This is a genomic window from Azomonas macrocytogenes (assembly GCF_014191985.1).
GTDB classification, from domain to species: Bacteria; Pseudomonadota; Gammaproteobacteria; order Pseudomonadales; family Pseudomonadaceae; genus Azomonas; species Azomonas macrocytogenes.
Window position 1 is genome coordinate 152,100 of record NZ_JACHXI010000001.1, and the last position, 13,369, is coordinate 165,468.

General features: G+C 59.8%; 9 protein-coding genes. 3 read left to right on the forward strand and 6 right to left on the reverse strand.

Features of this window, described 5'->3' with window-relative positions:
- Positions 1–164 precede the first annotated feature (164 nt).
- Positions 165–440 carry a metal/formaldehyde-sensitive transcriptional repressor gene (locus tag FHR87_RS00675; protein ID WP_183164772.1) on the reverse strand — a complete coding sequence of 92 codons (276 nt, stop codon included), beginning with the start codon at positions 438–440 and terminating at the stop codon, positions 165–167.
- Between the two features lie 71 nt (positions 441–511).
- Here FHR87_RS00675 and dmeF point away from each other — a divergent pair, with 71 nt between their 5' ends.
- From dmeF to FHR87_RS00690, 3 genes are all read left to right on the forward strand, one after another.
- Positions 512–1,465: a CDF family Co(II)/Ni(II) efflux transporter DmeF gene (gene dmeF, locus FHR87_RS00680; protein ID WP_183164773.1), complete on the forward strand. Its 954-nt coding sequence runs from the start codon at positions 512–514 to the stop codon at positions 1,463–1,465.
- Between the two features lie 81 nt (positions 1,466–1,546).
- Positions 1,547–1,711 (forward strand): hypothetical protein, encoded by a 165-nt coding sequence (locus FHR87_RS00685; protein WP_183164774.1) that lies wholly within the window; start codon positions 1,547–1,549, stop codon positions 1,709–1,711.
- 160 nt (positions 1,712–1,871) lie between these two features.
- Positions 1,872–3,011: an MFS transporter gene (locus tag FHR87_RS00690; RefSeq protein ID WP_183164775.1), complete on the forward strand. Its 1,140-nt coding sequence runs from the start codon at positions 1,872–1,874 to the stop codon at positions 3,009–3,011.
- A 40-nt stretch (positions 3,012–3,051) separates the two neighbouring features.
- Here FHR87_RS00690 and FHR87_RS00695 read toward each other — a convergent pair whose 3' ends face one another.
- The 5 genes from FHR87_RS00695 to FHR87_RS00715 form a co-directional block, all read right to left on the reverse strand.
- Entirely contained in the window at positions 3,052–3,909 is an 858-nt protein-coding gene (locus FHR87_RS00695; protein WP_183164776.1) for an SDR family oxidoreductase, read from the reverse strand.
- 138 nt (positions 3,910–4,047) lie between these two features.
- Positions 4,048–5,622 (reverse strand): efflux transporter outer membrane subunit, encoded by a 1,575-nt coding sequence (locus FHR87_RS00700; RefSeq protein WP_183164777.1) that lies wholly within the window; start codon positions 5,620–5,622, stop codon positions 4,048–4,050.
- Positions 5,619–8,726: an efflux RND transporter permease subunit gene (locus FHR87_RS00705; protein WP_183164778.1), complete on the reverse strand. Its 3,108-nt coding sequence runs from the start codon at positions 8,724–8,726 to the stop codon at positions 5,619–5,621. Before FHR87_RS00705 ends, FHR87_RS00700 begins: the two co-directional genes overlap by 4 nt.
- Before the next feature lie 34 nt (positions 8,727–8,760).
- Positions 8,761–11,901: an MdtB/MuxB family multidrug efflux RND transporter permease subunit gene (locus FHR87_RS00710; protein WP_183164779.1), complete on the reverse strand. Its 3,141-nt coding sequence runs from the start codon at positions 11,899–11,901 to the stop codon at positions 8,761–8,763.
- Entirely contained in the window at positions 11,898–13,235 is a 1,338-nt protein-coding gene (locus tag FHR87_RS00715; RefSeq protein WP_183164780.1) for an MdtA/MuxA family multidrug efflux RND transporter periplasmic adaptor subunit, read from the reverse strand. The genes FHR87_RS00710 and FHR87_RS00715 overlap by 4 nt, the downstream gene beginning before the upstream one ends.
- Positions 13,236–13,369 lie beyond the last annotated feature (134 nt).

The following is a 13,369-nucleotide window of genomic DNA, read 5'->3' on the forward strand; positions in this document are numbered from 1 at the left end:
CTCTGTTTTCCGAGCCAAGCGGCTGGAAAAAAGTTCCTCTCCACGATTGGCTTCGCCAGGTTCGCCGTCCACGCTAAAACCATGCCTTCAAGCGAGGCCGGGGATGTTTTCACCGGCCGCCAGGACTCGTCTCGCTTCGATTGCCTCCTCTCATTTGCGCCTTGTCACTTGAGATAGGAGCGCAATGCGGTCACCACCACCTCCAGATCTTCCTGACGCTGCTGGGGCGAGGCGTCGTCTGCCCCCAGGTGACCGCGGATATGGCCTTCCAGCACCTCCGTCATCAGGCCGTTCACCGCCCCACGGATGGCGGCGATCTGCTGCAGGATGGCCGCGCAGTCCGCTTCCTGATCCAGCGCTTTTTCCAATGCCTCGCTCTGGCCCCTGATACGTCGTACCCGGACGAGCAGCGATTTTTTACCCTTGATCGTATGCGCCATAGTGCCCCTTTTCTCGCTGTAACTATACTGGGGTATAGTATATGGAAAGCTCATTCGGGAATTTTTTACTGATGGAAATCTCCACGACCGAAAATCAAAATCAAGACTGGCATCACTCGCACGTCTTCGATGAAGGCAATCCGCTGGCCGAGCGAAACACACGCTGGGCCGTAGTCTTGACCGCGCTAATGATGGTGCTCGAAATCGCTGGCGGCTGGGCGTTCAATTCGATGGCGCTGCTGGCCGACGGCTGGCATATGAGCTCACATGCTCTGGCGCTCGGCCTGTCGGTTTTCGCCTACGCGGCCGCACGCCGCTTCGCCCGGGACCGGCGTTTCGCCTTCGGGACCTGGAAGATCGAAGTGCTGGGCGGCTATACCAGCGCGATCCTGCTCATGGGCGTGGCTGGTCTGATGCTCTACCAGTCCGTCGCACGGCTGATCGCACCGAGCCCCATCCATTACGACCAGGCCATCGCCATCGCCCTGCTTGGCCTACTGGTCAACCTCGCCTGTGCCTGGCTGCTCAAGGATGGTCATCACCATCATCATCACGAACACCATCACCATGAGCACGAACACGAACACAAACATCACCATGACCTGAACCTGCGCTCGGCCTACCTGCATGTAGTAGCTGACGCCGCCACGTCTGTCCTGGCCATCCTGGCGCTGTTCGGCGGCAAACTGTGGGGAGCCGACTGGCTCGATCCGCTGATGGGGATCGTGGGAGCCGGATTGGTGGCGGTCTGGGCGTTCGGACTGCTGCGCGACAGCGGCCGCGTGCTGCTCGATGCCGAAATGGATGCCCCCGTAGTCGCTGAAATCCACGAAGTGATCGCAGCCAGCCCGGTCCAAGCACAGATCACGGACCTGCATGTCTGGCGAGTCGGCAAGGGCAAGTATGCCTGCATCCTGGCGCTGGCTGTCCGTGGGACAGCCACGGCCGATGACTTCCGGCGCCAGCTGAGCATCCACGAAGAGCTGGCACACATCACCGTGGAGGTGAACCGATCAGGCGCCTAGCCACCTGTCGCTGGGCATGGAACTCCCGTTCCTCCCCGGCCTCCACCTAGCAGGCTACCCGAAACAATCCCGGAGGCTATCATGCCCAGCCATGCCCGCCCTGATGTCCCACAGCCCGATCCGATCGTGCACGACAAGCCGGGTGACCTGCGCCAGGTCCCCTGCCCTGGCGAAGCGGATGATTCCGTGCCAGGCGTGCCACATGCCGACCAGACGGTGGCCGACGATGAAATGAAGGAAAGCTGAAGCGCTTCTCCATCCCCGACGTAGTGGATCAAGCAAGCGACAGCACCAGTACTTCCTGATCAGGCGGTGACAGCGCTATCGAACCGCTCGCCAGATTGGACAGGTAAGCGATTTTTATGAAGCATGTCTGATCGGCCCCCAATCCGATCGAGACAACTGCATGCAGGCTTCTTTATCCAGGGAATTGACTTCATCCCGCTGGGCGACCAGCGCTATTTTCCTGGTCAATGGGGTAGGCATTGGCTCGTGGGCCGCTGCCATTCCCGGCATCAAGACCGCATTCGCCTTGACGGACGGCCAACTGAGCCTGGTACTGCTGGCCATGACCGTGGGTGCCATGCTCCTCATGCCGCTGACGGGCCTGCTGGCACCACGGCTGGGCGGTCCCGGTGTGCTGGTACGCTATGCCGGCATCCTGTTCGCCGTCGCCCTGGCTCTTCCAGGCTTGTCCGGCTCGCTGGCCATGTTGACAGGAGCGGCATTCCTGCTTGGCGCCAGCAACGGCCTGCTCGATGTTTCGATGAACGCTTACGCCAGCAGCCTCGAAAAGCACTGGGCAAGACCAATCATGTCGTCATTTCATGCGGCCTGGAGCCTGGGCGGGCTGATCGGAGCTTCGTTATCCGGCCTGTTACTGCATCAGGGTATGTCCGTGTCCTGGCTGCTGCTTACCGACACGCTCCTGGTTGGCCTGTGCACCCTTGGCGTCTCACCCTGGCTGCGCCCGGATCAGGAAGAAAGTGAAGGCGGCCATGGCCTACGTTGGCCGGATCGACAGATACTGAGTATAGGCGTCATCGCCCTCTTGTCGCTGATGATCGAAGGAGCCATCACGGACTGGAGCGGGGTGTACCTGAAGGACATACTTCAGGTTTCGACTGCCGCGGCCGCAACAGGATTCGCCGCCTTTTCGCTGACCATGCTGGCCGGCCGGCTGACCGGCGACAGACTCGTTCAGGCCCAGGGCCGAGTCCGCATCCTCAGCCTGGGTGCCCTGCTGGCCGGCCTGGGCCTCTTGCTGGTCGTGATGGCGGGCTACCCCGCGCTGGCCATTAGCGGCTTTGCCCTAGCGGGCCTGGGCCTGTCCAACGTCGTGCCGATAGCCTTCAGCCTCTGCGGCCAACGGGCCGCATCCCCAGCGATAGGCGTGTCGATGGCCGCGACCATGGGCTATATGGGGCTACTGGCAGGCCCACCGCTCATGGGGCTGGTTTCCACACATTACGGCCTGAGATCTGCCATGGGGCTACTGGCCTGCAGTTGCCTGCTGGTCATCCTGCTTTCGGCGAAACAACGTTGAGCGAAAAGCTCCAAGGCCTCGGTAGCGGCATCTTGCGCAATCACCCATTAATGATCGATCCCCCGTTGACATGCATTACCTGGCCGGTGACATACGACGAGTCATTGCTGGCCAGATAGACATAGGCCGTTGCAACTTCCTCCGGTTGTCCCGGACGCTTCATCGGTGTTTGCGCGCCGAATTCCTCAACCTTTTCCGTGGGGAAAGTCGAAGGAATCAGCGGAGTCCAGATCGGCCCCGGCGCGACGGCATTCACCCGAATACCGCGCTCCACCAGATTGAGCGCCAGTGAGCGGGTGAAAGCGGTGATCGCCCCCTTGGTCGAGGAGTAGTCGATCAGCATCGGGTTGCCCTTGTAGGCAGTGACCGAGGTGGTATTGATGATCGAACTGCCTTCGGCCAGATGCGGCAGAGCAGCCTTGGTCAGTTGGAACATACCGAAGATATTGGTACGAAAGGTTCGCTCCCACTGCTCCTCGCTGATATCTTCCAAGCCCTTCTGGGGATGCTGTTCGCCGGCATTGTTGACCACGATATCCACCTGCCCCAGATTTGCCACCGTATCGGCAACCACTTTCCGGCAAAAATCCGCGTCGGCGATATCGCCGGCATAGGCCAGACAGCGATGTCCCTGCTCTTGCACGACCTGACAGGTTTCTTCGGCATCCTGGTTCTGATCGAGATAAAGCACTACCACATCGGCACCCTCGCGAGCGAAAAGCACCGCGACTGAACGGCCAATGCCGCTATCGCCACCACTGATGATGGCCACTTTACCCTCCAGCTTGCCCGCGGCCTTGTAGTTCTCGCCCTTGTATGCCGGACGTGGATTCATCTCGCTTTCTTTGCCCGGTTCGGCCTGTTGCTGGGGGGGAAGTGTTTTTTTGGTCTCGGACATGGTCGCCTCCGTCTTTTCTGGTGGGTCTTCTGAAAAGGACGGTGACCGAACGGGATAAGTTTCTACTGGCCAGATGAGCGGAAAAGGCTGGAAATTCAGCGAAAAGCCAATCTTACAGAATCGGCGTTGGCAGGCAGATCAATCCTCAAGCTCCGCCAGGTCCAGTTTCATATTGCCATCCCAGCCCCCTCCCAACGCGGCGATCAACTGAACGCTGGCCAGCAGGCGGTTGACCAGCACGGTCAGGGCCGAACGTTCGCTGCTCAGTGCAGCAGTCTGCTGCACGACCACGTCCGTATAGTCGACCAAGCCAGCCCGGTACTGGTTTTCCATCATGCGTGAGGATGCCTGCGCGGCTACCACCGCTTCCTGACGAGTTATCGCCTCCCGGTTCAGGGTCAGCAGTTGGACCATATAGTCCTCGACTTCCTGCAGGCTGGTCAGCACGGTCTGCCGATAGGTGGCGACCGCCTCCTGATGACTGGCCTTGGCCTGGTCGTACTCGCCCAGGCGCGTACCGAAATCGAAGAGCGTCCAACTGAGCTGCGGGGCAATGGACCAGTAGCGGTTAGGCACGGTAAGCAGCCCTTGGGTCACACTGCTGGAATAACCACCATTGGCAGTCACGTTCAATGTAGGGAACCAAGCTGCCTTGGCGGTGCCGATAGAAGCGTTGGCAGCTTTGACTCGCCGTTCTGCTGCAGCCACATCCGGGCGCCGCTCCAGCAAGACGGAAGGCAGGCTCGGTGGGACATCCGGTAATACCGGCAGGGTTTCCCGCGCAGCGATGCTCATTTCTGACGGCGCGACACCAATCAACATCGCAATTGCGTGTTCATACTGGGCACGCTGCCAGTGCAGATCGATGGCATCCGATTCGGCACTTTTGAGCTGAGCTTGCGCCTGGGTCACGTCCGATCTCGGTACGATCCCGACCCGGTACTGATTTTCCGTCAGGCGCAACGAACGAGCGTATGCCTGGACAGTGCGATCCAGCAGTTGCTGCTGGGCATCGGTAACGCGCAATTGCATATAGGCCTGAACCAGCTCGGACTGCTGGCTCAAACGCACGGCCGCCCAGTCGGCAGCGCTGGCTTTGGCATTGGCTCGACCATTTTCCAGGCTGCGCCGCAACCGTCCCCAGATATCGGCCTCCCAGGATGTATTCAGCCCGATGTCGTAATTCTTGGTGATGACAGTACTATTGCCGCTACTGTTGTTATTACTACTCGAACTATCGCCATCACTATCATCACTACTACTGCTACTACTGCTGCTGTTACTACTGCCGCTGTCCTGAATGTAATAGTAACCACCGCCGCTGGTCGCGGCCCGACCACCGCTGGAACCGCGCCCGGAACGGGTGTAGTCGGAACTCGATTGCAACGTGGGAAACAACGCAGCCCAGGTCGTGCGACGCAACCCAGCAGCCTGGCGGTACTGCGCTTCCGCCACAATGATGTTCTGGTTGGAGGTATTCAACCGCTCGATCAGCGCATTCAACTCAGGATCGTTATACAACTCCCACCACTTATCGTCGCGAAATCCATCGGCCGGCATCGCGTCCTTCCAACCCGGCGGCGCTTCCACAAAATAGTCGGACTGAGCGACTTCCGGGCGCTCATAGTCCGGCCCCAGCGTGCAACCTGCCAGACTCAGCACCGCGATACCGAGAACCAGCAAACGCGGGATAAAGGCGTGAAGCAGAATCATAGTGGACGTTCCAGGGCAGCATCGATGCGAGTGCCACGCCAGCGGCTGAACCGATGGCGCAGTGTATCGAAATACAGGTACACCACCGGCGTGGTGTAAAGCGTGAGAATCTGGCTCAGAAACAGCCCACCAATGATTGCCAGCCCCAGCGGCTGACGCATCTCCGAGCCCTCGGCGCCACCGATCAGCAGCGGCAACGCACCCAGGATCGCGGCTAGCGTGGTCATCAGGATCGGACGGAAGCGCAGCAGGCAAGCCTGACGGATGGATTCGGTGGTCGAGAGCTTTTCGCCCCGCTCCAGTTGCAACGCCAGGTCGATCATCATGATGGCGTTTTTCTTTACCACGCCGATCAGAAGAAACAGCCCCAGCAACGAAATCAGGCTGAACTGCTGGCCGGTGACCATGATCGCCAGCAAGGCGCCGACCCCGGCCGAAGGCAGTGTAGAGAGGATAGTCAGTGGGTGGATATAGCTTTCGTACAGAATACCAAGAGTGATGTACACCACGATCAGCGCACCGAAAATCATCAGCGGCTGCCCTTGCTGAGTGCTCTGAAAAGCGCTGGCGGTGCCGCCCATGCGCCCCTGCACCGAACTGGGCAGGCCGATGGCAGCCACGGCTCGCTCGATGGCCTGGGTGGCTTCCTCCAGGCTGACGCCTGGAGCCAAATCAAAGTCGATGTTTTCGGCAGCGAACTGACCTTCATGGTTGACCCGATCTTCCTCCAGGGTGGACTCGTAGCGGGTGAACGAAGTAACCGGCACTTTGCTGCCGCTATCGGTAATCACATAGAGGCTATCCAACGCTGTCACGTACTGGGCGAACGCCGGATCGATCTCCATTACCACCTTGTACTGGTTCAGGCTTTCGTAAATGGTGGAGACTTGCCGCTGGCTGTAGGAATTGTTCAACAGCGTGGTCAGCGTACTCATGTCGATCCCCATCCGCTTGGCGGCATCGCGATCCACCCGCAGAGTGATCTGCTGAGCACCTTCGCCGTCGTTGGCATCGATGCTGGTCAGCTGCGGTAGTTGCTTCAACGCCTGGATGACTTTGGGGAGCCAGCTTCGCAAGGCGTCCAGATCGTCAGACAGCAAGTTGTAGGCGTACGGGGAACTACTCTGCCGCCCGCCTCCCAGTTGCAGGTCCTGATCAGCCATCAGGAATATTCGCGCCCCGGGAATCTTTGGCTGGTTGCGACGGATACGTTCGATGACCTGCTGCGCCGAAACCCCCTCGCGCTCGGCCAGCGGCTTCAACCGCACGATCATGAAAGCGTTGTTGACGCCGCTCTGTCCACCCAGATAAGCCCCCACGCCCTCCACGGCCGGGTCGGCCATGATGGCCTGGCGGAACAGCTCCATCTTGGGCTGCATGATCTGGAAGGAGAGCCCGTTGTCGCCCCGGGCGAAGCCGGTGATCTGGCCAGTGTCCTGCTGCGGCAGGAAGGTCTTGGGCACCTTTACATAGAGCACGACGTTGCAGACGATAGTAGCCAGTAGAATGGCCAGGGTCAGCCGACGGTGCCGCAACACCCAATTCAGACTGCGCTCGTAATACTTCAATAACCATTCATGGGAAACCTGGCTCCAGTGCTGCAGGCGATTCTCGTGAGCCGGGTCATGCGGCGTCAGCCAGCGGGCACAGAGCATCGGGGTCAATGTCAGGGAAACCAGCAGGGAAACGATGATCGCCGCCGCCAGGGTGATGGAAAACTCGAAGAACAGCCGCTCGACGATCCCGCCCATGAACAGAATGGAAACGAACACGGCAACCAGAGAGATATTCATCGACAATAGGGTGAAGCCCACTTCCTGGCTGCCGCGATACGCTGCGCGCAAGGGCGGTACGCCATCGTCGATATGCCGGGCGATGTTTTCCAGCACCACGATGGCGTCGTCCACCACCAGGCCGGCAGCCAGAATAAGCGCCATCAGCGAAAGCGTGTTGAGCGAAAAATCCAGCAGATACATCACGGCGAACGTACCCACCAGGGAAATCGGCACGGCCAGCGCGGGAATCAGGGCACTGCGCAGACGGCCAAGAAACAGCAGCACCAGTAGCATCACCAGCCCCACGGAGATCAGCAGCGTGATTTCCGCTTCGTGTAGCGTGGCGCGGATCGACGGAGAACGATCCATCGCAATTTTCATTTCCATCGACGCCGGCATGATCGCTTGTAATGCGGGCAGTTCGGCCTTGATCGCCTCGATGGTCTCGATGATATTGGCATCGGCCTGCCGGCTGACAACCAACAGCACCGCCTGATCGTTGTTGAACAGCCCAGCGTTGTAGCGATCCTCCGTGGAATCGCTGATTTTGGCTACATCGCCCAGACGCAGAATGCTGCCGTCCTGCTGGCGAATGATCAATGGCCGATAATCCGCCGCCTTGTACAGTTGCTCGCTGGCACCGATCTGCCAATGCAATTCGGCGTTTTCCAGCATACCCTTGGGCTGGCGCACATTGGCATCGGCAATGGTCTGACGCACCTCCTCCAAAGAAACGCCGTACTGCTCCAATTGCTTGGGTTGCAATTCGACCCGCACTGCCGGCAGCGAGCTGCCACCCACCTGAATTTGCCCGACCCCGGAAACCTGGGAAAGCTTCTGCGCCAGAATACTGGACGCCAGATCGTAGAGCTTGCCACGGTCCAGGATGCTCGAGGTCACGGCCAGCACCATGACCGGCGATTGGGCCGGGTTGATCTTGCGGTAGGTCGGCATGCTGCGCATACCACTGGGCAACAGGTTACGCGACGCATTGATAGCCGCCTGGACCTCGCGCGCGGCCGTGTTGATGTCACGATCCATGTCGAACTGAACGATGATCCGCGTCGAACCCAGCGTGCTGCGGCTGCTCATCTGGTTGACCCCGGCAATCGTACCCAGCGCTCGCTCGAGCGGCGTAGCCACACTGGAGGCCATGGTTTCCGGGCTGGCGCCAGCCAACGCAGCGTCCACGGTGATGACCGGAAAGTCCATCCGCGGTAACGGCGAGACGGGCAACAAGCCAAAACTCACCGCGCCCAACAGCAGAATGGCAATGCTCAGCAGCATGGTCGCCACCGGACGGGCGATGAACGGGGCCGAGAGATTCATGAAAGCGCAATCCGCCACGAGAGCAACCCGTTTTTCATGCCTGACTCTCCACGGCCGGCTCGCGGCGATGGCCGAAACGCTCGCCCAGACGATCGAAGAACAGATAAATCACCGGTGTGGTGAATAGCGTGAGGACCTGACTGAGCAGCAAGCCACCGACCAGTGTCAGCCCCAGAGGTTGACGCAGTTCCGCTCCGGCGCCACTGGACAGCATCAGCGGAATGGCACCGAACAGCGCCGCCAGGGTCGTCATCAGAATCGGCCGGAAACGCAGCAACGCGGCCTGATAGATGGCTTGTTCCGGTGGCATGCCCTGGTTGCGTTCGGCATCCAGCGCGAAGTCGATCATCATGATCGCGTTCTTCTTGACGATACCGATCAGCAGGATGATGCCGATGATGGCGATCAGGTCCAGATCGCGCCCGGAAATCAGCAGCGCCAGCAACGCCCCGACCGCTGCCGAGGGTAGCGTCGAGAGGATGGTGATCGGATGGATATAGCTCTCATAAAGGACGCCCAGCACGATGTACATGGTCACGACAGCCGCCAGGATCAGCAGCAGCGTACTGGACAGCGATGCCCGGAAAGCTTCGGCGGCCCCCTGGAAACGACTCTGGATACCCAACGGCAGATCGATCTCCTGTTCCGTCTGCTCGATGATTTCCACCGCCTGCCCCAGGGACACGCCCTTGGTCAGATTGAAGGAAAGCGTCACCGCCGGAAATTGGCCGATGTGGTTGATCACCAGCGGTGCCGAACGCTGTTCGATCCGCGCCAGGTTGGATAACCGGATCGGTTGATTGACGGTGCTCGTCGTGCTGGTATTGGTGTTCGTCGTACTGGTCGTGGTCGTACCGCTACTGTCCAGATTGCCGCTGACGAAAATCTTCTCCAGCGCCTCCGGACCGATTTCGTTGCCGCCGGCCAGCTCCAGCACCACGCGATACTGGCTGGCCTGGGTATAGATGGTGGAAATCTGCCGCTGGCCGAAGGCGTCATACAAGGCATTGGTGATGCTGGAGATCGGCACGCCCAGGCGTGAAGCCGCATCGCGATCGATCACCAGATAGGCTTGCAGCCCCTGGTTCTGCAGATCGCTGGCCACGTCGGACAATTCCGGTCGCGCTTTCAGCGCCTGCACCAGTTTCGGTACCCATTCTTCGAGCAGGTCGTTATCCGGGGTTTCCAGGGTGAACTGGTACTGAGTGCGGCTGACCCGGTCTTCGACGCTCAGATCCTGTACCGGCTGCATATACAAGGCGATGCCCGGCAGTGCCGCGACTTGCGGGCGCAAGCGCTCGATCACCTCGCTGGCCGCCACATCGCGCTCGGCATAGGGTTTGAGGTTGATCAGCAAGCGCCCGCTGTTGAGGGTGGTGTTGTCACCGTCCACTCCGATATAGGAGGTCAGGCTTTGCACCGCCGGATCGGCCAGTACGATCCGGGCCACCTCCTGCTGGCGCACGCTCATGGCGGCGAAGGAAATCGACTGCGGTGCCTCAGTGATGCCCTGGATCGCACCGGTATCCTGACTCGGGAAAAAACCCTTGGGCACTGCCAGATAAAGCACCACGGTCAAGCCCAGGGTAAGCACCGCGATCAGCAGCGTCAGTGGCTGATGCCGCAAGACCCAGCGCAGGCAATGGGCGTAGCCCTTGATCAGGCGACTGACCCAGTCGTTGTCATGATCGTGGGCTGCAACCTTGAGCAGACGCCCGCACATCATCGGCGTCAGGGTGAGGGAAACCACCAGCGAAATCAGAATGGAGACCGCCAGGGTGATGGCGAATTCGCGGAACAGGCGCCCGACCACATCCTGCATGAACAACAACGGAATCAGCACGGCGATCAGGGAAAAGGTCAGCGAAACCAAGGTAAAGCCGATCTGGCTGGCACCTTTGAGCGCCGCCTGCAATGGCGTCTCCCCTTCCTCGATATGGCGGGCGATGTTTTCCAGCATGACGATGGCATCGTCCACCACGAAGCCAGTAGCGATGGTCAGAGCCATCAGCGTCAGGTTATTCAACGAATAACCAGCCAGATGCATGATCGCAAAGGTGCCAACCAGCGACAGCGGCACCGCGATGGAAGGAATCAGCGTCGCCGACAGGCGCTTCAGAAAGATGAAGGTCACCAGCACCACCAGCCCGACGGCCAGCATCATTTCGTGCTGCACATCGTTGATCGCCGCACTGATGGTCTGGGTCCGGTCGGTCAGGATCTGCACATCCAGACCGGACGGCATGCTGGCGACCACTTGTGGCAGCAACCGCTTGATGCCTTGCACCGTCTGAATCACGTTGGCGCCCGGCTGGCGCTGGATATTCAGCAATACCGCATGGTTCTCATTGGCCCAGGCCGCCAGCCGGTCGTTTTCCGCACCATCGGTGATGGTCGCGATATCCTGCAAACGCAAGGTGGCACCGTTCAGATAAGACAGAATCAGTTGCGCGTATTCCTCGGGCGAGCGCAGCTGGTCGTTGGCATCCAGGGTCGAGACGCGGGTCGGTCCGTCGAAACTGCCTTTGGGCTGGTTGACGTTGGACTCACCGATGAGACTGCGCACATCGGCCAGGGACAGGCCATTCGAGGCCAGCGCCTCGGCATTGACCTTGATCCGCACGGCCGGGCGCTGACCGCCAGCGATGCTGACCATGCCAACCCCATTGATCTGCGCCAATTTCTGCGCCATGCGGGTATCGACCAAGTCGTAGAGCTTGGGTAGCGAGAGGGTGGGCGAGGTGATCGCCAGGGTCATGATCGGCGTATCTGCCGGATTGACCTTGTTATAGACCGGTGGCGCGGGCAGATCCTGGGGCAATAAATTGTCAGCCGCATTGATCGCAGCCTGGACCGATTGCTCGGCCACATCCAGCGAGACATCCAGGTTGAAACGCAGGGTGATGACCGAAGCACCGCCCGAACTGGTGGATGCCAGTTGGCTGAGACCGGGCATCTGGCCAAACTGTTTTTCCAACGGCGCAGTGACTGCGCTGGTCATGACCTCCGGGCTGGCTCCCGGATATAGCGTCAGCACCCGGATGGTCGGGTAATCCACCTGCGGCAACGCCGACACCGGTAACAGGCGATAGGCGATCAGACCGGCGATGAAAATCGCGACCATCACCAGCGTGGTGGCAACCGGCCGCAGGATGAAGACGCGAGAGATATTCATTGTGCCGGACGCTCCCTGGCGGGATGCTGTGCCCGGTTCCCTGCCGGGCGCTCGCCTGCCGACCGGCCTTCGGCGCCGGCTGCCGGCGCATTCTCCTTGACGGGAACGTTGAGTACCTCGCCATCGGCACCGACCACTTCTACCTTGGCGCCATCGCGCAAACGATCCGTACCTTCCAGCACCACCTTTTCGCCTTGTACCAAGCCGTTCTTCACGACAGTTTGAACACCATTGGTCGGACCGAGCTCCAGCACACGCAGCTCAGCCGTGTTCCGGTCATTGACCACATAGACAAAGGTGCCGCGCGTACCGTATTGCACCGCTGCCGAAGGCACCAGCAGCGCATCGGCCATGGTCTCGACCCGCAGGCGGACATTGACGAACTGGTTGGGCAACAGCAGCTCATCCTGGTTATCGAACTGCGCCTTGAGTTTCAGGGTACCGGTGGTCAGATCAATCTGGTTGTCCAGACTTTGCAGCACACCTTCAGCGAGTTGTTGGCGATCGGAGCGGTCCCAGGCCTGAACCAGTAGTTTCTCGCCCTTGCGAAAGCGGGTCAGTACTGGCACCAGATCGGCTTCGGGCAACGTGAACGCAATCGTGATGGGTTGCGTCTGGGTAATCACCACAATGGTAGTGGTGTCGTTGGCCGTGACAATGTTGCCCAGATCGAGCTGACGCAGACCGAGCCGACCATCGATCGGCGCCTTGATCTGGGTATATTCCAAGTTCAGTTGGGCATCCTCGACCGCCGCTTCATTGGTCGCGATGAGCCCCTTGTACTGGTTCACGTCGGCTCGCTGAGTGTCGAGGATCTGCCGCGCGACGCTGTCTTCGTCATACAGAGTCTGGTACCGCTGCAAATCCAGTTCGGAGTTTTTCAACAGGGCCCGATTCTGCATCAACGTACCTCGCGCCTGGTTGAGGGCGATTTTGTAAGAACGCGGATCGACTACCGCCAGCAGATCGCCAGCGTTGACCTTCTGGCCCTCCTGAAAGCGCAGCTCGACGATTTCACCAGCGACCCGGCTACGGACGTTAACCGTTTTCAGTGGTGTAACCGTACCTAGCGCCTTGTTGAAAACGTCGAAACGCCCTCGCTGTACGGTGGCGACCCGTACCGGCGTGCTTTCCCCTGCACCACCGAAACGAGGCCGGCCGGGTGGCGCATTCAGGCTGTCGGAAGACGCCCCGGCAGAAGCTCCTCCGCCTTGCAGCTTGCTGATGATCGTAGGCCAGAACCACCAGAGCAGAACCACCAGGCCAGCCACGACGAGACCGACCAAGATCCAGCGGCGGCCGGAACGGGTCGATGAAACCTTTAACTCGGACATGGAAATACATCGATGAAAATAAGAATGTGAACCTTAAGCAGCCAGGAACTTTCCGCAAAGCGGATTTACGGCATTTTTACTTTACGTTGATAATCCACTGAACTTTACATAAGCAGTGACACTCCCGGAACCAA